19 protein-coding genes, 1 tRNA gene and 1 pseudogene are annotated in these 22635 nt (G+C 53.7%); 13 read left to right on the forward strand and 8 right to left on the reverse strand.

Annotated elements, in window-relative coordinates:
* The first annotated feature begins 166 nt into the window (after positions 1–166).
* The 4 genes from ACEQ15_RS00120 to ACEQ15_RS00135 all read left to right on the forward strand — a co-directional run bounded on the left by ACEQ15_RS00120 (position 167) and on the right by ACEQ15_RS00135 (position 5207).
* The gene (locus ACEQ15_RS00120; protein WP_370276902.1) at positions 167–1168 is read left to right on the forward strand and encodes an ABC transporter substrate-binding protein; all 1002 of its coding nucleotides are present in this window, start codon (positions 167–169) and stop codon (positions 1166–1168) included.
* 78 nt (positions 1169–1246) lie between these two features.
* Positions 1247–2146, forward strand: a complete 900-nt coding sequence (locus ACEQ15_RS00125) for an ABC transporter permease (protein WP_370276903.1) — start codon at positions 1247–1249, stop codon at positions 2144–2146.
* Entirely contained in the window at positions 2139–3377 is a 1239-nt protein-coding gene (locus ACEQ15_RS00130) for a glycine betaine/L-proline ABC transporter ATP-binding protein (RefSeq protein ID WP_370276904.1), read from the forward strand. The genes ACEQ15_RS00125 and ACEQ15_RS00130 overlap by 8 nt, the downstream gene beginning before the upstream one ends.
* A 195-nt stretch (positions 3378–3572) precedes the next feature.
* A complete protein-coding gene (locus tag ACEQ15_RS00135) occupies positions 3573–5207 on the forward strand; it encodes a Na/Pi cotransporter family protein (RefSeq protein WP_370276905.1) in 1635 nt (544 codons plus the stop codon).
* A 172-nt stretch (positions 5208–5379) separates the two neighbouring features.
* Here the strand turns inward: ACEQ15_RS00135 and ACEQ15_RS00140 are convergent, their stop codons facing one another.
* Positions 5380–5829 carry an ATP-dependent zinc protease gene (locus ACEQ15_RS00140; protein ID WP_370276906.1) on the reverse strand — a complete coding sequence of 150 codons (450 nt, stop codon included), beginning with the start codon at positions 5827–5829 and terminating at the stop codon, positions 5380–5382.
* 281 nt (positions 5830–6110) lie between these two features.
* Here ACEQ15_RS00140 and rimK point away from each other — a divergent pair, with 281 nt between their 5' ends.
* Together rimK and ACEQ15_RS00150 are read left to right on the forward strand one after the other, a co-directional pair.
* Entirely contained in the window at positions 6111–7028 is a 918-nt protein-coding gene (gene rimK, locus ACEQ15_RS00145; RefSeq protein ID WP_370276907.1) for a 30S ribosomal protein S6--L-glutamate ligase, read from the forward strand.
* Between the two features lie 6 nt (positions 7029–7034).
* The gene (locus ACEQ15_RS00150; RefSeq protein ID WP_370276908.1) at positions 7035–8057 is read left to right on the forward strand and encodes a succinylglutamate desuccinylase/aspartoacylase family protein; all 1023 of its coding nucleotides are present in this window, start codon (positions 7035–7037) and stop codon (positions 8055–8057) included.
* Between the two features lie 68 nt (positions 8058–8125).
* Here ACEQ15_RS00150 and ACEQ15_RS00155 read toward each other — a convergent pair whose 3' ends face one another.
* Together ACEQ15_RS00155 and ACEQ15_RS00160 are read right to left on the reverse strand one after the other, a co-directional pair.
* A complete protein-coding gene (locus ACEQ15_RS00155; protein ID WP_372530109.1) occupies positions 8126–8821 on the reverse strand; it encodes a LysR family transcriptional regulator in 696 nt (231 codons plus the stop codon).
* Positions 8822–8848: 27 nt separating this feature from the next.
* Positions 8849–9052, reverse strand: a pseudogene (locus ACEQ15_RS00160) (LysR family transcriptional regulator); the annotation flags it as partial.
* Positions 9053–9207: 155 nt separating this feature from the next.
* On the opposite strand from ACEQ15_RS00160, the gene ACEQ15_RS00165 reads away from it, so the two are divergent.
* The 6 genes from ACEQ15_RS00165 (at position 9208) to ACEQ15_RS00190 (ending at position 16388) form a co-directional block, all read left to right on the forward strand.
* Positions 9208–10656, forward strand: a complete 1449-nt coding sequence (locus tag ACEQ15_RS00165) for an NAD-dependent succinate-semialdehyde dehydrogenase (RefSeq protein ID WP_370276910.1) — start codon at positions 9208–9210, stop codon at positions 10654–10656.
* A gap of 170 nt (positions 10657–10826) precedes the next feature.
* Positions 10827–12143: an aminotransferase class III-fold pyridoxal phosphate-dependent enzyme gene (locus tag ACEQ15_RS00170; protein WP_370276912.1), complete on the forward strand. Its 1317-nt coding sequence runs from the start codon at positions 10827–10829 to the stop codon at positions 12141–12143.
* Between the two features lie 752 nt (positions 12144–12895).
* Complete coding sequence (locus tag ACEQ15_RS00175; RefSeq protein WP_370276913.1) at positions 12896–13918, forward strand: TRAP transporter substrate-binding protein; 1023 nt, start codon at positions 12896–12898, stop codon at positions 13916–13918.
* 161 nt (positions 13919–14079) lie between these two features.
* The gene (locus ACEQ15_RS00180; protein WP_370276914.1) at positions 14080–14628 is read left to right on the forward strand and encodes a TRAP transporter small permease subunit; all 549 of its coding nucleotides are present in this window, start codon (positions 14080–14082) and stop codon (positions 14626–14628) included.
* Positions 14628–15944: a TRAP transporter large permease subunit gene (locus ACEQ15_RS00185; protein ID WP_370276915.1), complete on the forward strand. Its 1317-nt coding sequence runs from the start codon at positions 14628–14630 to the stop codon at positions 15942–15944. Before ACEQ15_RS00180 ends, ACEQ15_RS00185 begins: the two co-directional genes overlap by 1 nt.
* 3 nt (positions 15945–15947) lie before the next feature.
* Positions 15948–16388 (forward strand): universal stress protein, encoded by a 441-nt coding sequence (locus ACEQ15_RS00190; RefSeq protein WP_370276916.1) that lies wholly within the window; start codon positions 15948–15950, stop codon positions 16386–16388.
* A 75-nt stretch (positions 16389–16463) separates the two neighbouring features.
* On the opposite strand, the gene csiR is transcribed toward ACEQ15_RS00190, so the two are convergent.
* A complete protein-coding gene (csiR, locus tag ACEQ15_RS00195) occupies positions 16464–17111 on the reverse strand; it encodes a DNA-binding transcriptional regulator CsiR (RefSeq protein ID WP_370276924.1) in 648 nt (215 codons plus the stop codon).
* Positions 17112–17317: 206 nt separating this feature from the next.
* Between csiR and glaH the strand changes: the two genes are divergently transcribed.
* A complete protein-coding gene (gene glaH, locus ACEQ15_RS00200) occupies positions 17318–18277 on the forward strand; it encodes a glutarate dioxygenase GlaH (protein ID WP_370276917.1) in 960 nt (319 codons plus the stop codon).
* Between the two features lie 593 nt (positions 18278–18870).
* Here glaH and ACEQ15_RS00205 read toward each other — a convergent pair.
* From ACEQ15_RS00205 to ACEQ15_RS00220, 4 genes are all read right to left on the reverse strand, one after another.
* Positions 18871–18946, reverse strand: a tRNA-Phe gene (locus tag ACEQ15_RS00205).
* 125 nt (positions 18947–19071) lie between these two features.
* Complete coding sequence (locus ACEQ15_RS00210; RefSeq protein ID WP_282352125.1) at positions 19072–19344, reverse strand: oxidative damage protection protein; 273 nt, start codon at positions 19342–19344, stop codon at positions 19072–19074.
* Between the two features lie 35 nt (positions 19345–19379).
* The gene (mutY, locus tag ACEQ15_RS00215) at positions 19380–20444 is read right to left on the reverse strand and encodes an A/G-specific adenine glycosylase (protein WP_370276918.1); all 1065 of its coding nucleotides are present in this window, start codon (positions 20442–20444) and stop codon (positions 19380–19382) included.
* Positions 20444–22603, reverse strand: a complete 2160-nt coding sequence (locus tag ACEQ15_RS00220; RefSeq protein WP_370276919.1) for an AsmA family protein — start codon at positions 22601–22603, stop codon at positions 20444–20446. Before ACEQ15_RS00220 ends, mutY begins: the two co-directional genes overlap by 1 nt.
* Between the last annotated feature and the right edge of the window lie 32 nt (positions 22604–22635).

Here is a 22635-nt window from a genome sequence, read left to right on the forward strand (position 1 = left end):
GTCGTAACTGGGTTTAAGGCGCGCGATATTACTGGGAATTAGCGTCGCATAAAAGTTACAGCTCTAAATATTAGATGTGAAAGTTTGAGATCTAAACATTAGGGCTGTAAGATAATTTTTGCAACTGACACCTGCTGTTGGATAACGGATTGGAGGCAACAAAGAAATGAAAGCTATAAAAAACGCTCTGTTTGCTGTTACGCCGCTCGTGCTTGCTAGCTCCCTGGCACATGCCGGTGATGAGTGTGGCAAGGTCACGATCGCCGATATGAACTGGAGTTCGGCGACCCTGATCGCCAATGTCGATCGTTTTATTCTGGAACACGGTTACGGCTGTGAAGCCGAGCTGGTACCCGGCGACACGATGCCAACCGGTGCCTCCATGATCGAAAAAGGCGAGCCGGATGTCGCACCAGAGATGTGGAGTAACTCCCTGCGCGAAGCGCTGGATAAAGGGGTTGCCGAGAAACGTCTGCGTTATGCAGGTCAGTCCCTGTCCGACGGCGGTGAAGAGGGCTTCTGGGTGCCGGCTTACATGGTCAAAGCCGACCCAAGCATGGCTACCATCGAAGGCGTGAAGAAAAACGCCAAGCTGTTCAAACACCCTGAAGATCCAGACCTGTCTGCATTTTACGGTTGCCCGGCGGGCTGGAACTGCCAGATCTCAGCCAATAATCTGTTTGCTGCGCTGAAACTGGAAAACGATGGCTTTGAGGTGATCGATCCGGGCTCCGGTGCGGGTCTGGCGGGTTCTATCGCCAAGGCGTACGAACGTCAGGAACCTTGGTTTGGTTACTACTGGGCACCAACCTCCGTACTGGGTAAATACGAGATGGTGAAGGTGGACTTTGGTTCCGGTGTGAACAAAGACGAATTCATCAACTGCACCACCAGTGAAGATTGTGCGGAGCCTAAGGTGACCATGTACCCACCATCCATGGTACAGACCGTGACCACCGAGAGTTTTGCGGCAAAGGCTCCAGCTGCCTATGACTACCTGACCAAGCGTGCATTCACCAACCAGCAGATGAACGGTCTGCTTGCCTGGATGGAAGACAACCAGGCAGATGGTGAAGTGGCGATGGAGTACTTCCTGACCGAGCATGAAGAGATCTGGACCAAGTGGCTGGCTCCAGATGTGGCGGCCAAGGTTAAGGACGCATTGTAAGCCTGCTGCTTCGTTATCCGATTCGATGTAAATGCCCGCTGAGTCAGCGGGCTCTGTTTTTGCTTGATAGAGGTTTGTATGGAGGATAAAGACTGGCTGACAGAGTTTCCGCAGCTGGAACGCGCCGAATTGCGTGATATTCGCAAGTCGCTGGATTCCGGGTATCGGGAGTTCTCACGTGAATATGGTGACCTGATCGAGGCGTGTTTCGATCCTCTGCTCACATTTCTAGTCTGGTTTGAAAAACTGCTGCTGGCCACGCCCTGGTGGCTGGTAATTATCGTGGTGGCCGGTTTGGCTTACCTGGCCAGCCGCTCCTGGAAGCTGGGTGTGGGTGTTGTGGTTTCATTCCTGCTCATCGGTTACTTCGGTATGTGGGACGACACCATGCGGACCATGAGTATCATCCTGGTGTGTACCCTGTTGGCGATCGCACTTGGAGTACCGATTGGCATCGCCATGGCGCGTTCGGACCGAACCCAGGCCATCGTCACGCCCACGCTGGATGTGATGCAAACCATGCCCGCGTTTGTGTACCTCATACCGGTGGTGATGTTGCTGGGTATCGGTAAGATACCGGGTGTTATCGCCGTTATTATCTACGCCATACCGCCGGTGATTCGCCTCACCAACCTGGGTATCCGTCTGGTGGACAAAGATGTGCTGGAAGCGGCCACCGCTTACGGTGCCAGCCCGTTGCAGCGTTTGCTGGGGGTGCAGCTGCCACTGGCGATGCCAACCATCATGGCCGGTATCAACCAGACCATCATGATGGCGCTGTCTATGGTGGTCATCGCCTCCATGATCGGTGTGAAGGGACTGGGTCAGCCGGTACTTAAATCGATCACCAACCAGTACTTCACCTTAGGTCTGCTGAACGGTCTGGCGATCGTGGCACTGGCGATTATCTTTGACCGTGTTTCCCAGGCGTATGCCAAACGTACCCAACGCCACATGGAGGGGCTAGACCATGGCTGATGTATTGATCCAGGTTGAGAACCTCTACAAGCTGTTTGGTAAGGAACCCCAGAAACATATGCCGCTGGTGCACGCCGGTAAAAGCAAGGACGAGATCCTCGCAGAAACCGGTCACACCCTCGGCCTCAAGGACATCAACCTGAGTATCAACAAGGGTGAGATCTTTGTAATCATGGGCCTGTCCGGCTCCGGTAAATCCACCCTGATCCGTCACTTCAACCGCCTGATCGACCCGACCGAGGGTGTGATCCGGGTGGAAGGTACCGACGTGATGCAGTTGGGGACCAAGGAGCTTGAGCAATTCCGTCGCCACAAGATGTCGATGGTGTTCCAGCGCTTTGGCCTGTTGCCGCACAAAACGGTGGTGGACAACGTGGCTTATGGCCTGAGCATTCAGGGTGTCAGCAAAGCGGAAAGCAAAGAGAAAGCCAAGAAGTGGCTGGAAACGGTGGGGCTGGCAGGTTACGAAGATCAGTACCCGGCACAGCTGTCCGGCGGTCAGCAGCAGCGTGTGGGTCTGGCCCGCGCCCTGTGTACCGACGCTGAAATCCTGCTGATGGACGAGGCGTTCTCCGCACTGGATCCGTTGATCCGCTCGGAGATGCAGGATCAACTGATCGAGCTGCAGGAAACACTGCACAAGACCATCATCTTTATTACCCACGATCTGGATGAGGCACTTCGCCTTGGCGATCGTATTGCCATCCTCAAAGACGGTGAAATCGTCCAGCAGGGCGAACCGGAAGAGATTCTGCTGCATCCGGCTACCGATTACGTGGAAGCCTTTGTCCGGGACGTGAACCGTGCCCGTGCATTGACAGTTGAAACCGTGATGAAAGATCCGGCCTACCGCATCACGGCAGACACCATTGAAGGTGCCCTGCAGCAGATGAAAGGCTTTGATAAGAGCTACGGTTACATCGTTAACGAAGAGGGCTATCAGGGGGTTGTGACTGCTGAAACGCTGGAAGAGGCGTACAGCGAGAACAAGGACGCGGACCTGACCGAAGAGTTCTACGAGGAGGTAGAGCCGCTCGAACAGGAAGCGGTGCTGGAAACGGTGATACCGAACACCCTGGATGCGGACTATCCGCTGCCGGTGGTGGACGAGGATGGCCAGCTGACGGGGCGTCTGACCCGCGGAACCCTGGCCGAGGTGCTCGGTGAAAGTGATCGGGAGGACGCCAAAACCAGCAGTCGTTCCAGCGACGAGGTCGCGAAACAGGACTGAGTCTTAAATGCCTGCCTATGCGGGAGGTTTACCCTCCCGCTTTATGTTCTTACTGCTGATACAGAGCACCAGCCTCCGCCTTTTTATACTGACAATCTCAAAGCTAACTCACTGATTTCGATAGATTCGCTATATTATGTATATACACTTTCCTCAGGTAAGGGGAGGCTGTTGTATCTGATAGGATGAAGAAACATGAGTGATACCTGGACACTTTTTTCAAGCCTTGTGGGGGGAATTGGCCTGTTTCTGCTTGGAATGGGCCTGATGACTGACAGTCTAAAATTGGCGGGTGGCTTTGCCTTGAAGCAGGTACTGGCGCGGGGAACACGTAGCCGTATCCTGGCGCTTTTATCGGGTTTCAGTATAACGGCGCTTGTGCAGTCATCCACGGCCGTTACGGTCATGGCAATTGGCTTTGTAAATGCCGGTTTGATGCAGCTTTCCCGTTCGATCTGGGTGCTTTATGGCAGCAATGTCGGCACCACCATGACCGCCTGGATTGTGGCGCTGATCGGCTTCAAGATAAAAGTGGATGTGGTTGCACTGCCAGCCATCGGTTTGGGGGTGCTGTTCTACACCTTCAGCAAGAATATCCGGTTTAAATCCCTGGGTGGTGTCTTTACCGGTCTGGGTTTGTTGTTCTTTGGCTTGCAGCTGATGCAACAGTCTTTCTCCGGTGTGGAGCAGCTGGTGGACTTCAGTTGGATTCACTCCGCTTCTTTGTTAAATCTTGCGTTAATGGTGATTGTTGGTGCTTTATTTACCGCCGTGATGCAGTCATCCAGCGCTTCGCTGGCGGTCGTGCTGACCGCTGTTTCGACCGGAATGCTCACGATCGAGGTGGGAGCTGCTGCCGTAATCGGTGCCAATATCGGCACAACCGTAACTGCTTTGTTGGCCGTTTTAAAAGCCAGTGCCAATGCCCGTCGCCTGGCTTTCGCTCACTTGTTCTTTAATATCGTGGCGGCGCTGATTGCCTTTGTGTTGATGGGGGCAATGCTGAGTTTGATCGGTTGGTTAGGTAATTCTCAGGGGATCGAACAGGCACCTGCGGTGACCCTGGCGATGTTTCACACCATCTTCAACGTGGTTGGTGTATTGGCCATGGTGCCGTTAACCGACGGTATGACTCGTTATCTGAAGGGGCTCTTCCAGTCGCAGGAAGAACAGCTCTCACGTCCGCGTTTTCTGGATAAGGTGACTGCAGAGTCTCCGGACAACGCGGTGAAAGCGCTCAGCCTTGAGCAGCAACGTCTGATGCGGAAGTTGGGGGAATTACTTCAGGACACCACAAAAGCTATGCCGGGGGAACGCACACCCGAGAGCCGTTTCGTGGTGTCCAAACTGATCAGTGCCATCAATGACTTTATCGCCGATTGTTCACGCCGTGAGATGACCACCGGCATCGCGGAAACGATGCAACACTCCCTGCGCGTCAATAGCCGCAGCGTAGCGGTGGTGGAGTGTCTGCGCGAGCTGCACAAAGAAGAGCTGTCGATCAGCGGGTTACCGGATCAGGTGGCGACTGCCGTAATCAAGCTGCGGGATATGATTAACAAGGTTGCTCAGCATGGCTGTAAACTGGAAGAGTTGGATGCCAAAGAGCTGATCGAACTACTGCATGAGTTTGAGAAACAGTACAACCATACTCAGTTTTTACTGGGACTGTCGGCTCAGGAACGCAGTATAGAGATGCGCAAGATGGAAAGGACCACTTTGCACCTGTCGCTTTTGCGTCGTGCTACCCGTCAGTACACCAAGGCGCTGTTAAGTATGCTGCATTTGGAGGGGCGTGCAGAGGGGCAGTATCTCAGTACGTCGATCTGAATATATAAATATGTTATCTGGGACTGCGTTTTATAAACTTGAGGGCGAAGTCCCTTGGTTGTGTCAATGAGCTTGGAAGACGGGCGTATGCGGAAACGTTAACGTACGCCGCAGCCTGAACGGCACAGATACAGAAAGGGTTTGAGGTCTACGAGTGTTAATGGCTTGAGCCCTAAGACGTGCGATCAGATTGCAGATAGGATTTTTCCGGATCCACGGTGTAGCGCCCACACATCGCCGTTCTGCCGAGTAGCATACGGAAGCGCATTGTTTCGCGACTGGTGAGCGTAATCTCAATGGGAAAACGCTGGGAACCCAGCTCCATATCAGCAGAGATCACAAAGCGGTTCTCTTTATGGCCGCCCGAGTCGGTCACACTTCTTACGTCGATGACAGGGGCCTCACAGACCACAACATAGTCAGAATTGTTCTGTAACGGGTGCATCTTAAAACGCACCCATTCCTCGCCCGATTGTTGGAACGTCTCTATATGAAAGGCGTGCAGTGCCGACGTTCTGGCGCCGGTATCAATTTTGGCCTTTATCCTTTCGATGCCCAGCGAGGGTAGAGTCAGCCACTCCCGCCATCCAATGGTGTGTTTTTCAACCGTAGGTTCTTGCATAGGGTTCACTACCCCTTTGTCGGTGGAAGAGCGCATCGTGCTATCAAAATGAGTATGTTTTGAATGTAGATTGTGATGTCGGGAAGTGCGAATCAAATTTGATTTATAAGTGCTTCCAAATTAAGCAGTTTGCAGAAACCTCACTTACACTTCAGGTGTTATCAATCGTCTCAATGAGACCTCGGAAAAAGCTTTTGTAGAAGATGGTGTCTGAATAGCAGCAGTCGTAGTCCCATTCAGTCGTGTCCACGGAAGCTTTGATGAAATGGAGTGTTCCGCACATGAGAATTGCAATCCTATCGCGTAATCCAAAACTGTATTCAACTCGTCGCCTGGTTGAGGTCGCTGAAGAGCGTGGTCATGAGGTTCGGGTGTTGGACGTGCTGCGCTGTTACATGAACATCACCTCTCACTCGCCTTCCGTGCACTACCGGGGTGAGAGCCTGGGTAAGTTCGATGCCGTTATTCCGCGCATCGGCGCGTCTGTTACCTTTTACGGTACGGCCGTGTTACGTCAGTTTGAGATGATGGGTACCTTTCCTCTTAACGAATCTGTCGCGATCTCGCGCTCGCGTGACAAGTTGCGCTCTATGCAGCTGTTATCCCGCAAAGGTATTGGTTTGCCCGTGACTGGATTTGCACATAAGCCTGATGATATTCCCGATTTGATCAAAATGGTGGGTGGTGCTCCGCTGGTCATTAAACTGCTGGAAGGAACTCAGGGGATCGGGGTGGTTTTAGCGGAGACGGAAAAGGCGGCTGAAAGTGTTATCGAGGCGTTTTTGGGCGTTAAGGTCAACATTCTGGTGCAGGAGTACATCAAGGAAGCCGGTGGCGCAGATATCCGCTGCTTTGTCATTGGCGACAAAGTCGTTGCTGCAATGAAACGCCAAGGGAAAGAGGGGGAGTTCCGCTCCAACCTGCATCGTGGCGGTACCGCAACGTTGATTCGGATTACACCGGAAGAGCGCTCCACTGCGGTCAGGGCGGCCAAAACAATGGGACTTAATGTGGCTGGGGTTGATCTGCTGCGTTCTCACCATGGTCCGGTCGTGATGGAGGTTAACTCGTCGCCAGGGCTGGAAGGTATAGAAACGGCGACAGGCAAAGATATCGCTGAAATGCAGATCATGTTTATTGAGAAGCAGCTGCGTGAAAAAACGCAGAGTTCGATGACCCGTACGCGCGGAAGAGGGTAAGTGCCAATGGCTCGACAGGGATTTGAGATCGCTGGACAGGTTGTCGCGGCGGGAAGTCGTGCCGTCATTGAGTTGGAGATGCCAAGGCTGAACACCCACACCGAGATGGATATGCCGGTGCATGTCATCCACGGCCGCAGGGACGGGCCGGTTATCTTTCTGACAGCTGCTATCCATGGCGATGAACTGAACGGTGTTGAAATCATCCGGCGGACGTTGGCGCGCAAAGAACTGAACCGGCTGGCTGGAACTTTGTTGGCGATCCCGGTGGTGAACTCCTACGGCCTGATTCAACACAGCAGGTATCTACCGGACCGCCGGGATTTGAATCGCTCCTTTCCCGGGTCACAAAAGGGGTCGTTGGCGGCACGGTTGGCACATCTGCTAATTGAGGAGATCGTCAGCAAGTGTACCCATGGCATCGATCTACATACCGGAGCAATCCATCGTGGCAATTTACCGCAAATCAGGGCAGATCTGAGCGATCCGGAAACGTTACGCCTTGCGCGCAGTTTTGGGGTCCCGGTGTTGCTCAACTCCTCCTTACGTGACGGTTCGTTACGCTGCACCTGCAAAGACTTCAATATTCCGGTGTTGCTTTATGAAGCGGGCGAAGCGCTGCGATACGATGAAGTGTCGATTAAGGCCGGTGTGATGGGAGTGCTGAATGTCTTAAGGGCCCTGAATATGTTACCTGCCCGGCGGAAGGCTCGTACGTTTGAGCCATTCATCGCCCGAAAAAGTGTGTGGGTACGTGCGCCGGAAAGTGGCATGGTGAGAGCGGTCAGCCGCCTCGGCAACCATGTGGAAAAGGGAGAGCTGTTGGCCTACATCGATGATCCCTACGGGGGGGAGCCGCACAAGATGCTGGCAAGCCAGGCAGGAATCATTATCGGTCGGCTGGAGTTACCCTTGGTTTATGAGGGGGATGCTGTTTTCCACATCGCTTGTTTTCGTGATGATGTGGAAAACGTGTCGGAGGAGGTGGAGATCTTCCAGGAGCACTTCACTGACAATGGATTACGGTAATCTGCCTAAACAGATACTGTATGCGTAAAGCGCAAACGGTGTTTATCTAACGTGATTTGTGCCGAGCATTATTGCTCGGCACTTTCGTGGAAGCGCTGAATGATCTGCTGGAACAGCTCGGTCTGCTTGTTTTGCTGCGCACGTTTTTTCACGATGGCCGCGGTGCCGAGGTTGTAGCAGCGGTCGTCTCCTCCCACCTGTTTTAGCTGCCCCTTTTCCACATACGGCTGGGCGTATGCTTCCGGCAGGAACGCGATAAACTTGCCGGACAGGATCATCGCCAGCCGGGTTTCGTAGAAGTACGCCGTACCTTGCAAACTCATGCTGGAGAGCTGCTCGTTAGCCTCGTTATTCGGCTTCAGACCAGGCTGAATTGCGGTGTACTGGTTGACCACCTCGTCGGTGATCTCGTCGGCGTCCAGCTCGAACAGCGGGTTGGTCTTACCGCAGTACAAACGGCACACATCGCTGTAGAGATGGTAGTACTCAAGCCCTGGTAACTGGCGGTGGTAAGGCGCCAGTCCCGCATCGATCTCATCGTTCAGCAACATCCGCTCGATCTCCGCCATGGAGGAGACTTCGCTCTGCAAGGTGATCTCGGGGGCGAGGGTGAAGAACTCACTCAGCATCTCGGGAAACTTGGCGCGTGGATCGAGACTGGTGCTGTCGGAAACCAGAATCCGCAGGTTACCTGCCGGGTTCTGGCTCATCTCGTTGACCGCGTCACGAAACTCATCCAGCGAATCCAGAATCTTGTTGGTCATCTCATAGATCTTGGCGCCTTCGCGTGTCAGGGCAAAGCCCGCACGGCCGCGGCGGCACAAGGTGAGATTGAGCCGGGATTCCAGATTTGAGATATGGATACTGATTGTTGAACGACTGATATTCAGTTCCGTTTCTGCAGCTGAGAACCCTCCATTGTCCACAACGGATTTAAAAATCCGCAGCTGCTTTATCTCGAAATCGCCAACCTGTCCTAACGAGTAATTCTTCAAACTTATGAGTTACTTTCTAAAACTGAACATTAAAAGATCAACATCTGTTACCCACAAAACAGTTGATATATTGCGAGCCAATTGAGCCCTATTTCGTGTATGGACGGCCACAGATATTGGTTGATCCAGTGTAAAAAAGTTAGGAGGTAACAACAATGAGTTTCGCTGAGTTCGTAAAAGAATCCGCCTATATCAACGGTGAGTGGGTAACGGCGGCCTCTCAGGAAACCATGGAGGTTATCAACCCGGCCGATGGTTCCTATCTGGCTGCAGTGCCTGATCTGGGTGTGGAAGATGCCACCTGTGCCATCGAAGCTGCTGAAGTGGCTTTCAAAAGCTGGAAAAAGACCACCGCCAAAGAGCGTGCGGTTATCCTGCGTCGCTGGTTTGAACTGATCACCGAGAATGCCGATGCGCTGGCGGAGCTGCTGACCAAAGAGCAGGGTAAACCGCTGCGTGAAGCCAAAGGTGAAGTGCTGTCCTGTGCTTCTTTCTTTGAGTGGTACGGCGAAGAAGCCAAGCGGACCTACGGTGAAACCATCCCGTCCAACATGGGCAGCACCCGTCTGCTGACCGTGAAACAGCCAATTGGTGTAGTGGCGGCGATCACGCCGTGGAACTTCCCGATCTCCATGATCGCGCGTAAAGCCGCACCTGCAATTGCAGCCGGTTGCACCATCGTGATCAAACCGGCGGAAGATACGCCGCTGTGTGCCTTGGCGCTGGCTGCGCTGGCTGAACAGGCGGGTGTGCCGGCCGGTGTTATCAACGTGATCACCACCAAACGTCCGATCGAAGTGGGCCGTGAGCTGTGCACCAACCCCATCGTGCGTAAGGTGTCCTTCACCGGTTCTACCCCGGTGGGCAAGATCATCCTGGGAATGTCTGCACAGACCGTGAAGAAAGCCTCCATGGAACTGGGTGGTAACGCACCGTTTATCGTATTCGACGATGCCGATCTGGACGCTGCAGTTGCCGGAGCAATCGCCTCCAAGTACCGCAACGCGGGTCAGACCTGCATCTGTACCAACCGTATCTATGTGCAGGCAGGTATCTACGATGAGTTCGTTGCGCGCTACCAGGCAGTGGTTGAAGGCATGACCATCGGTTCAGGTATGGATGCAGATACCGACATCGGTCCGCTGATCAACGCAGCGGCAGTGAACAAGACTGACGGTCTGGTGAAACGTGCCCTGGAAGAGGGCGCTGAGCTGAAAGTGGGCGGTGACCGTCACCCGGCGGGTGATCGTTTCTATCAGCCGACTGTGCTGACCAACATCACCGAAGATATGGAAATCGCACAGGCCGAACTGTTTAGCCCGATCTCCACCATCTTCAAGTTTGAAGAAGAGTCTGAAGTTGTCGAACGTGCCAACAACACCCCGTACGGCCTCGCTGCGTACGTCTACACCCGCGATGTGGGTCGCGTATGGCGCGTATCCGAAGATTTGGAATACGGCATGGTGGGTGTGAACGAAGGCATGATCTCCAACGAGCTGGCACCGTTTGGCGGTGTTAAGGAATCCGGCGTTGGCCGTGAAGGTTCCAAGCACGGTATGGATGACTACATGGAACTCAAATATATCTGCATGGGTGGTATCTGATCGCCATGGAGCCCTGGTGACGGGGTTCCGACGACATACGCCTGAAATGTTTGGCGGGGCTAAAAGTTTAGATCGAAATCCAACTATTTTTAGTCCCGCGTCCGGCCTTTATCTTGGTCACACAAAGTCCATCTCGATATGGCCCATCTCTATTGTTAATGGTTACATCAATGAAAAACTATAAAAGTATGGATGCGTTTTGGATGCCGTTTACGCCAAACCGCGCCTTTAAAGCCAACCCACGTATCATCAGCCGTACAGAGGGAATGTACTGTTACACAGACAAGGGCGAGCAGATTCTGGATGCTACTGCCGGTCTGTGGTGTGTAAACGCCGGTCACGGTCGTAAGCAGATCTCTGAAGCGATTGGTAACCAGGCGGCAGAGCTGGATTACACTTCTCCATTTAACTTTGGTCACGACATCGGTTTCGAGTTTGCTGAGCGTCTGATTCAGCACACCCCTGATCCGCTGAACAAAGTCTTCTTCGCCAACTCCGGCTCTGAAGCTGTTGAGAGCGCGCTGAAAATTGCACTGGCGTACCAGAATGCCCGTGGTAAGTCTGGCAAGTTCAAGCTGATCGGTCGTGAAATGGCGTACCACGGTGTGAACTTCGGTGGTATCTCCGTGGGTGGTCTGACGCCAAACCGTAAAGGTTTTGGTCCACTGCTGCCGGTTGATCACCTTCCACACACTTTGGACCTGGAAAACAACGCATTCAGCAAGGGCCTGACCGAGCACGGTATCGAGCGTGCTGATGCGCTGGAAGAACTGATCAAGTTCCACGATGCATCCAGCATCGCGGCTGTGATTGTAGAGCCGATCAGTGGTGCAGGTGGTGTGATCATCCCACCTAAAGGTTACCTGCAGCGCCTGCGTGAGATCTGTACAGAACATGACATTCTGCTGATTTTCGACGAAGTTATCACTGGCTGGGGACGTCTGGGTTCCGCGTTTGCCGCAGTTGAGTTCGACGTGGTGCCGGACATGATCGTTTCTGCGAAAGGTATCACCAACGGTATCGTACCACTGGGTGCGGTGTTCGTTGCCGATCACATCCACGACACCATCTTCGAAGCGACACCTGCAGGTGGCATCGAGCTGTACCACGGCTACACCTACTCTGCGAGCCCGGTTGCTTGTGCGGCAGGTCTGGCAACCCTGGATATCTACGAAGAGGAAGGTCTGCTGACCCGTGCATCCGGCGAGATCGGTAAGTACTGGGAGGAAGCTCTGCACTCTCTGAGCGATATCGAACAGGTTGTCGATGTGCGTAACTACGGCCTGATCGGTGCCGTGCAGTTCGCTCAGCCGGAAGGCTCCAGCGCGCCTGTAGGTGGCGCTTTGCAGGCGAAATGTTACGAACATGGCGTGATGATTCGCGCTATGGGCAACATCATCGCATTCTCTCCACCGCTGACCATTCAGCCTGAAGAGATCGATCAGCTGGTTGCGGCTATCCGTAAATCCGCAGCTGAGCTGTTCTAAGAGACCCGCCGATTAGTCGGACATGACTCATAGCAGGTTTCTAAGGTAGCTCCGGAACGGGGTGTTAAGCGAGCAGGCCACTGGGACGGTTATCCCGCTTGCTTTCGCCCTTGGATCTTACCTTCCCCTGGGCATGACGTTGATTGCCGTTATGCTCTACCGTGATTTGGCCCGCTGGCACCCATCTGTCAGCGGGTCTTTTTTTTCGCTCCCTTTACCCCTTCCTTTTTCTGCCTCTTGCGGTCAATCGGTGACGTGCTGGTTGTAGGTTGGCCTTCGCAACGCGAAGCCCAAAAATTAAAGGGTAAGCTTGATTGATCTGTTGGGCATCGCTCCGCGATGATCAACCTACGCGTATTTGTCTCCCTTTTTGCGCGCGTCCCACTGTGAATTCCCGCTTTGTTGATTCCGAATAGCAGCCTGATTCGACAGGTTAGCGCCCGTTAACCTACGACTTAGGTTGTATGGATTGCAGCACCTAATTGGCCTGTTTCACCCCCGTTTTGTGACCCGCGTAGAACGATTAACAAAATTCACTCAGTGAAATCACGTATAATTTCCTGAAAAGTGCTTTATAAATAATAAGTTATATAAAGTTTGATGTGCTCTAACCTTTAGATGGGGACAGTCTGATGTAACAGCACGATACCGTTTGATACCTTCAATTTGCTTGCTGCTAGTGCCAGCGCCTGATTCCAACTGGCGCCAATGCACGGCTAAAAAACAACAATGAAAATAAAAGAGACGGAATTATGCGTAAGGTTCTTAGCACAATTAAAAAACACGTCATCACCAGTTCTTTGGCGGTTTCTCTGGGTCTGGGCGCAGTTGCAGCTTCTACCGCTCAGGCAGCAGAGCACAACTGGCGTTTTGCTAACCTGTACACCCGTGGCACCGCGTTCGGTGAAGTGTACGGCAACATGGCGAAAAACATCGAAGAGATGTCCGGCGGCCGCATCAAAGTAAAAATGATGTACGCGGGTGAAGGTGTTGATACCAAAGGTATTCTGGGTGCGGTTAAAAACGGCCTGATCACCATGGGTGCGACCTTCCAGCCAATGAACGCAGGCGAACTGCCAGCGGGTATCGTTGAAGTAGGTCTGCCAGGCGGTACTGCTGACGTGGGTCAGCTGAGCGTTCTGTTCCACGAGAAGGGTTGGAACGAAGTGCTGAGCAAAGCATACGGTGAGCAGGGTCTGGTATACCTGGATCCATACATCCAGCCACCTGTGTACCTGCTGACCAAGAAAGAGATTAAATCCGTAGAAGACTTCAAAGGTCTGAAGCTGCGTGCACCAGGCGCTTACGGCAAGTTCGTACGTAACCTGGGCGCATCTCCGGTTTCCCTGACCTGGAGCGAAATCTACACCGGTCTGGCGACTGGCGTAATCGACGGTTCTATCGGTTCCAACCTGATCGACCACCGCGATGGTAACCACGTAGAAGTAGCTAAGTACATGTACCGTCTGCCACTGGCAGGTGCACAGGTACTGCCAGTATTCGTTAACCAGAAAGCATGGAACAAACTGCCGGACGATCTGAAAGCGATCGTACGTGCGGCAACTGCTGTTCACGCTCGCGAGCAGATGACCAAGTCCCGTCTGTGGGAATCTGAAGCGATCGCTGATATGGAAGCGAAAGGCATGAAGTGGAGCCCAGAACCAAGTGAAGCTGATAAAACTGCATGGGCGAAAGCGGGTGAGTCTCTGTGGGAAGAATACTCCGCTCAGGATAAGCACAGCAAAGAGCTGATCGAAATTCTGAGTCAGAAGTAATCTTCACCAGGGGCCGATAGGTTCCTGCGTAGACTACTCACTAAAGGAAGCTTCTGGCACGTGGGTCAGGAGCTTCCTTGTTTTTTACACCCAATATTATACTGAGGCCCGCACGGTAAGAGATTCCCTTCGCTTTCCTTCCACCTCAAGGCTGTATAATCATGTTCACATCTATTCTCAGAGCGTACTGCTCTGGTATCCAGAATTTTATTGCGTTTGTCGGAAAGGGCATCTCTGTCCTGATGCCGATGATTGCACTGGTGATCGCCTTTGAAGTATTTGCACGGTACTTCCTGAATAAGCCGACCATCTGGGCTTACGACCTGTCGCTGTTCTTCTCCGGATACCTGGCCGCGCTGGGTGGCGCGTACGCACAGCAGAAAAAAGCCCATATCAACGTTGATATTCTGTATCTCGCCGTTTCCGCGAACATCAAGCGCATTTTCCATCTGTTTTCCGGCACCATCGCCATCTTCTTTATGGGCGTGGTGATCTATGCCTCCTACGCGAAGTTCGGTGAAGCGATGCAGTTCAATTACCGCCGTATGAGTGAGTGGGCGCCGCCGATGCATCATTTCTGGATGATGCTGATCGTTGCCGCATCCATGCTCATCCTGCAGATCTCCAACGATATGATCAAAGACATTTACCACCTGGTTACCGGTACCGACCTGTTGCCACAAGAAGATGAAGATGTGGAGGGCAACTAATGGAAATTGAAGTGCTTACGGGCATTCTGCTGCTCTGTATCCTGGTTACGTTCGCGATTGGCACCCCGGTAGGTCTGGCCCTGGGTGGCATCGCGATGGCGGTTGGCTACATGACGTGGGGCGAAGGTATCTTCAACATCGTTCCAAGTACGTTTGAGTCGACCCTGTTCAGTTTTATCCTGCTGGCGATCCCGCTCTATATCTACATGGGCCAGTTGCTGACCCGCTCCGGTATTGGTGATGCGATGTTTAACGCCAGCCAGCTGATCATCGGCAAGGTGCGTGGCTCCCTGGCGATCAGCGTGGTGGGTGTGTGCTCCATGATCGGCGCAATGGTGGGCATCATCGGTGCCGGCATCATGACCTCCGGCAGTATCGCCCTGAAGCCGATGCTGGAGCGTGGTTACGACAAGCGCCTGGCGCTGGGTGTGATCATGGCTGGTGGTGGTCTGGGTATCCTGATTCCACCCAGTGTGCCGATGATCATGTTTGCAGCCTCCACCCAGAACTCCGTGGGTAAGATGTTTATCGCGGCGCTGGTGCCTGCGGTCGTGACCATCGTGTTGCTAGTGACCTACATTGTAATTAGCTGCAAGTTGAATCCTCAGAAAGCGCCATTGGGTACCGGTGCCGAGGCGAAGATGTCGCCGGAGGAGAAGTTCCGCACCCTGCGTAACGGCCTGATGTCCGTGCTGCTGATCTTTGCGGTACTGGGCAGCATCATCAGTGGTATTGCAACGCCAACCGAATCCGGTGCGATCGGAGTAATCGGCGCGATTGTGCTGGCGTTTTTCTTTAAGCGTTTCCGCTTTGGCCTGTTCCGCTCAGCAGGTATCGAAACCGCGATGCTGGTGAGTGTGGCGATGTGGATCATCCTCGGTGCGTCCCTTTTCAGTAACTTCCACCTGTTGATGGGCGTACAGGACATGATCGCGGGCTTCACCGAAGATCTGGGGCTGCCACCGCTGGGTGTGGTGATCATGATGCAGCTGGTGATGCTGCTGCTGGGTTTCATCATCGATGAGTTCATCATCGTTTTGATGTGTGCTCCGCTGTTCACACCGATTGTGGTGGATCTGGGCTTTGACCCGATCTGGTTCGGTATCCTGATGATTCTGAACATCGAGATCGCGGTACAGACCCCGCCATACGGTTTTGCACTGTTTTATCTGAAAGGCATCGCGCCGCCGGATGTCACCATGCTTGATATCTATAAATCGGTGACCCCGTTTATTCTGATCAAGTTGCTTGTTCTCGTACTGTGTTTGTTGTTCCCGGACGCCGTGATGTGGCTGCCGAACAAACTGATGGGTTAGGAAATGTACAACAGTATTTTAATACCGATAGATCTTGAGCACGTGGAGATGTTTCCACGTGCGGTTGCCGTGGCCAAGCAGCTGTTTGGCGAACAGGGCGGCACCATTCACAGCTTGTATGTGGACCAGAACAAGGTCCACAGCATCGCCTTTACCCAGATGAACCACGATCTGGCCAAGGAGATGCGCGAGGAGATCAAAAAGCGCGTAGCGGACGTGTTTGAGGCAAATGTGCCGGAAGAGATGCGAGGCATGTGCCACATCCGTAACGGTGTGGTGTATGACGAGATCCTGGAAGAGGAACAGCGCCTGAAGCCGGACGTGATCCTGATCGCGGCCGGACGTCCGGGTGTGACCAGTTACCTGCTGGGTTCCAACGCCGAGAAAGTCCTGCGTCATGCTCGCAGCAGCGTGTTTGTAATTCGTGACAGCAAGATCTGGTGATCAGCGGATCATCACCCAATAAAAAAGCAGCCTCGGCTGCTTTTTTTGTGTCTGTGGATAACTGAAACGAGAAGTTTATTCTTCGTCCAGCAGGGCGGTGATGATCGGCACCGGCGTCATCAGGTGTTCATACATCAGCTCGCTAGCTTTAGCGCTGTCGCGCTCCAGCAGGGCATCCACCAGGGCCTGGTGTTCGTTGCGTTTCTCTTCCAGCGCCGATTTGGAAAACACCGTCTGCTTAAGCCAGAGCTGGCGATAACGTTCTGCCTGATCCAGCAGTGAGTTGCGTACTTCCAGCAGTTTTGGTGAGCCACAGCCTTCGGCGATCGCCGAGTGAAACGCTTTGTGGCGGGTATCCCAGATATTCAGCATATCTTCGGCGGAATTCACCTCATCCACCCGCGCCAGCGTATGTGCCTTGCCGATCAGCTCCGCCTCCCACTGCTCATCACCGCGCTCGATGGCGAGCTTAACGATCAGTGCCTCCAGGTGGGCACGGGCGTCGTAGATATCCCGCATCTCCTCCAGCGACATCTCCGCCACGCGAAAGCCGCGTTGGCTGATCGCGGTGACTAGGCGTTCGGACACGAGTTGGGAGAGGGCCTCACGCATCGGACCTGTGCCGATATCGTACTGGGTCTTCAGGTGGCTCATCAGCAGCTTATCGCCGGGTTTGTGTGTCCCGCAGATGATGTCCTGCTTGAGCTGCTCGTAGGCCCTCATGGTCTGGCTGGAGTTTTCGTTCGCGTTCGAAGAAGTGGTGGCCACGCTGGTTGCCTTACTCTACTGGTTTGCTCGGAATTATAACGGGTCTGAAGAAGGAGACAATGCGGCAAAATATATACAAAACTAAAAAATGTAGACATTTTATAAAAGTGCATATATTATCGAATCCATCTTGAAGATTTAGCCATCGAAGGACTATAAAAATGAACGCTATTGTGAACCTGGATAAGACGTACACCGGTTTCTCCATCAAACCATCTGAGCAGTTCCCAGAACGCCTGTACGAGCTGGCTTTCCCTAAAGCAACTGTTGATGCTTTCCTGGAAGCAACTGCCGAGTGGCCTGTACAGGCACTGGAATACAAGTCTTTCCTGCGTTTCCGCGTTGCTAAAATCCTGGATGATCTGTGTGGTAACCAGCTGCAGGATCTGCTGATCAACACCCTGACTGACCGCAATACCGGTGCACTGCTGATCAAACCTGAAGGTCTGGACGACGTGTCCAAGGCTGAAGATATGGTTAAGTTCACTACAGCAATCGCTCACCTGTACGGTCGTTCCAACTACGACGCGATGAGCGGCCAGTACTACGCACGTTTTGTAGTACAAAACACGGACAACTCCGACAGCTACCTGCGTCAGCCACACCGTGTAATGGAACTGCACAACGACGGTACCTTCGTAGAGCAGGACACTGACTACGTACTGATGCTGAAGATCGACGAACAGAATATGGAAGGTGGTAACTCCCTGCTGCTGCACCTGGACGACTGGGCTGATCTGGAGAAATTCTCCAACGATCCAATGGCGTACCGTCAGATGCGTTGGTCTGCGCCACCAAGCAAGAAGGTATCCAAAGATATCTTCCACCCGGTATTCGATCTGGACGTAGACGGCAAGCCGATCATGTCTTACATCGACCAGTTCGTTCAGCCTGCAAACTTCGAAGAAGGTAACTGGCTGACCGACCTGTCCGAGTCCATCGAAACCAGCCCGGCGATCCACGGTATCCGTGTTGAGATCGGTAACTTCCTGCTGATCAACAACCACTTCTGGCTGCACGGTCGTGACAAGTTCACGCCACACGACGGCCTGCGTCGTGAACTGATGCGTCAGCGCGGTTACTTCACTCACAAGAAGACCCTGCGTAACCCGGCTCAGTAAGACTGAGTGACCGGTTCGAAATGATAAAAGCCACTGAGGATTCAGTGGCTTTTTTGTGTCTGGTGTATTCCTATGGGTTGCATGGTTAGGGCTTTTGCCGGTTTGCCAACAATAGGTTTAGCTACAAACAACCCAGTCCAGCAGATCTATAAACGTGTGTGGCTTTTAATGACGTCCGGATGTGAAATTGATTGGGGCCACGCAGGGCACCGACACATCGTGGCGGTGCTAAAAAACTAAAAAGCCCCGCGTGATGGCGAGGCTTTAAAATAAGTGGTGCCCAGAGGCGGAACTCGATCCGGGCCACGCTGGTCACCGATACACCGTGGCGGTGCTAAAAAACTAAAAAGCCCCGCTTGATGGCGAGGCTTTAAAATAAATGGTGCCCGGAGGCAGAATTCGATCGGGGCCGCCCAGGTCAACGACACTTGTGTCGGTACTAGAAACAAAAAGCCTCACAGTATTTAAACTTGCGAGGCTTTTAAGTGGTGCCCAGAGGCAGAATCGATCGGGGCCGCCTAGGTCAGCGACACCCGTGTCGGTAACACAAACAAAAAAGCCCCGCAGTTCTGAAAACTCGCGAGGCTTTAAAGTGGTGCCCAGAGGCGGAATCGAACCACCGACACGGGGATTTTCAATCCCCTGCTCTACCGACTGAGCTATCTGGGCAACGTCGTAACGTGGATGCGTATTAAACGGATTTAGCCAACGTATGTCAACACAGAAAGTGGATATTTTTCAAAAATTTATCTGTTTTCTGTGAGGCGCTGTCCAAACAGCCGGTAAACCACGAATTACTTGGATGGTGGTACGTAACCTTCCACTTTTTCGTAGTCATCACCGGACATGAATTTCTCCATTTCCTCTTGCAGGAACACGCGGGTTTTGGGGTCCATCATGCTCAGGTGTTTTTCGTTGATCAGCAGTGTCTGATGGGCAGTCCACTCCTGCCATGCTTTCTTGGATACGTTGTCGTAAATATCCTGACCTTTCGGGCCCGGGTACGGTGCACGATCCAGTCCTTCCAGCTCTTCTTTGTATTTACGGCAGAATACGGTGCGGCTCATCAGAGATCTCCAAAAAAATCGGTACAGTTTATAGCTTAGCCGGCCGGTGTTTGGTCCGGGGTGGGGAGCTTCTGCAGCAGTTTCTTCACCGGTGCTGCCAGTCCCACGCTTTGCGGTTGCTCTAAGTTATACCAGAGCAGCGGCGCGCCTTCCATGACACAATCTGTAGGGCTTTTCAGGCTCGCCAGGACCGGGGTGATGTCCAGATGGAAGTGGCTGAAGGTGTGGCGCAATGGCGCCAGGGCTTCGGCGCTGTCGGTATCGATCTCCAAGCCGGTTTCGCCGTGGCTGTCGCGCAGGTCCTGCACCTGTGGAAAACTCCACAGACCGCCCCAGAGACCGCTTGGTGGACGTTGGTAAAGCAGCACCTCGCCATCCTCGTTGCGGATGATCAGCATCAGGGTCTGTTTCTCCGGCAGGGTTTTCTTCGGCCGTGGCGCCGGCAGCTTGTCGGTCATGCCTTTAGCAAAGGCGCCACAATGTTGCTGCAGCGGGCAGAACAGACAGCTCGGTTTGCTGCGGGTGCAAAGCGTCGCACCCAGATCCATCATTGCCTGGGTGTAGTCACCCACCCGTTCATAGGGCGTGTTTTGCTCGGCGCAGGCCCACAGTTCTTTTTGTACGGCGGTGGTGCCGGGCCAGCCTTCCACGGCGTAGAAACGGGCAAGCACGCGCTTTACGTTGCCATCGAGGATCGCGGCACGCTTGCCAGTAGAGATGGAGAGTACGGCACCGGCGGTGGAGCGGCCGATACCCGGCAGAGTTTCCAGCTCCTCTACGGATTGCGGGAACACACCATCGTAGTCACTCACCACCATCTTGGCGGCTTTGTGCAGGTTGCGAGCACGGGCATAGTAGCCGAGGCCGGTCCAGAGGTGCAGCACCTCGTCCTGCTCGGCTTCAGCCAGCGAATATACATCCGGGAAACGTTCGATAAACCGCTGGAAGTAGGGGATCACGGTGGCAACCTGGGTTTGTTGCAACATGATCTCGGAGATCCAGGTGTGGTACGCGGTTTTGTTGGCCTGCCAGGGCAGGTCGTGACGGCCGTGCTGGTCAAACCAGTCCAGCACGGCGTTAGAGAACTGCTCAGGTGTCATTAATCAAAGAGCCCTTTCAACAACTTCTTGGCGCCTTCCTCGCCACCCAGTTTTTCCTGTAGAGAGCCGCCCAGCTTCTCTTTCAGCTCTTCCTTCTTGGCATCCACCTTCGCTTTTACTTTGGCTTTAGCCTTGGCCTTGAAGATGTTCTCGAACACAGCCAGATCCGGCTTACACATGTCGGCAGGGTTGTCGTCGAAACCACCTTTACAGTCAACCGGGAACTCCACACCTTCCAGACTATCCGGGATAGAGCAGGTCTTCTTGAACAGGTTCTCCTCGATGGTCAGGCCCACACGGTAGTCCAGGCTTTCCTTCGGCAGGTCGACTTTGCCTTTACCACTCAGAGCCATCGCATCCAGGGCCGCATTTAGATCCGGGTTGTTCACCACACCGTTCACGATTTTGGTACTGGCGTTCAGGTTGGCAAACGGGGTGGACTTATCCACTTCCTGGGTGTTGATGCCCAGAGATTTCACGGTGTTCAGGCCCTGACAGACGGTCTGGGCCATGTCGATGCCCTGGATCTCACCGTCTTTCATATTGATGCTGGTGGTGCCGTTCAGGCTGTGCACAATGTCATACACGGAACGGCCACGGGCAGTGATGTCCGCCTTGGAGGTCAGCGCACCACTGATCACATCGGTGTCTGCTGCGGCTTTCAGAACGTCACCCAGCTGAATGCCACGGATATCCTTTTTCACCGCAATACGAACCGGTGTCTTGCGCACATCCAGGGTGGCGCTGTTGCGCAGGGTGCCCTGATACATATCGGCGTTGATCTTACTCGCTTTGACCAGACCGTTGTGGGCGCTGACCACCAGGTCCACATTCTGGATATCCAGCTTGGTCACGTGCAGCTTGTCGAGCCCAAGGGTTGCGTCGATGTTCAGGCCTTTCAGCGGTTCAACCGGGATAATTGGCTCTTTGGAGTAACGCTCGTCGGAGCCGGCAGAGGTCTGTTGCTGCTGAGCGGGCTGCTCTTTTGTCGGTGGCATGTAGCGATCCGCGTTGAGGCTGTCACCTTTCAGATTCAGCTTGATGCTACCGCTGGCCAGATCAAAGGCCGCACCGCCTTTAAAGGTGGTGTCATCTAACTTCAGCGTCATGCCCTTGGCGGTGATGGTGTTGGCCGGGCCACCCAGTTCGGTGGAGAGGCTGATCGCCTTCAGCACGTTTGGATCAGTGGTCTCAACCGCAGGCTGACCGAGGGTGCTGAGCAGCTTGTTCAGGTCAAACGGCGCCACGTCCAGTGCGCCGCTGATTGCAGGTTTGGCAAAGTCGTTTACTGCTAGCTTGCCGCTCAGGGCCAGGTTAGCAATGGCTACTTTCAGATTTTCCAGTGCCACCGCTTGTTTCGCCGCATCGGCAGTTACGTCTGCGGCCAGCGTAAGTGTCAGCGGTTTGCCGCCGGTGGCTTCGCCCTGCACGGTGATGGAGCTGTTCAGCTGTTTAACCCAATACTGCTGCTTGCCGAGGTTGAAACGTACATTGCCATCCAGCTTGGAGCCAACGGTCATTGCCGGTGCGCTTGAACCTGAGGCGTACTGTTCCGCGTCAAAGCTCAGGGTCAGTGGGAAGGCGACGTCATCCTGCACCTTGCCGGTGGTCAGGTTGAGGTTTTTCACCAACGCCTTGGTGCCCGCTTGTTTGTCTTCAAAAGAGAGGTTGCCATTGGTTACAGCAATGCTGTCGATATCCAACGCGATGGCTGTTCCACCGGCACTTTCAGCAGCAGTAGGCTGCTCCGCTTCCGCCGAATCTTTACCGCTGCTGGCAGGGGCCCAGTTATTGCTGCTACCGTCCTGTACCAGATTCAGGTTGAGGCCATCCACCACAACACTGCTCATCTGCACCTGACCGCTCAGCAGGGCCGGGATGCGTACGGAGACCTGTGCCTTGCTGAGGGTCGCCAGCTGAGGCTTGTTCGGGTACTTCACGCTGATGTCGCCCAGCTCAAGGCCAAGCCATGGGAATACGGACCAGCCGATATCGCCCCCGATCTTCAGCTCGACACCGCCTTCGTCCAGTGCGATTTTTTCGATCTCGCCCTTGTACTCGTTCGGATCGAAGAACATTCCCAGAATAGCTCCGCCCGCGACGATCAACAGGATCACCAGCGCGACGAGGCCGCCTACAATCTTCATCAGCGTTTTCATGAATGCCTCCTTGGCACAGTCTTATAAGGCGC

The sequence above is a fragment of the Pontibacterium sp. genome (genome assembly GCF_964228735.1).
Classification (GTDB): domain Bacteria; phylum Pseudomonadota; class Gammaproteobacteria; order Pseudomonadales; family Balneatricaceae; genus Pontibacterium.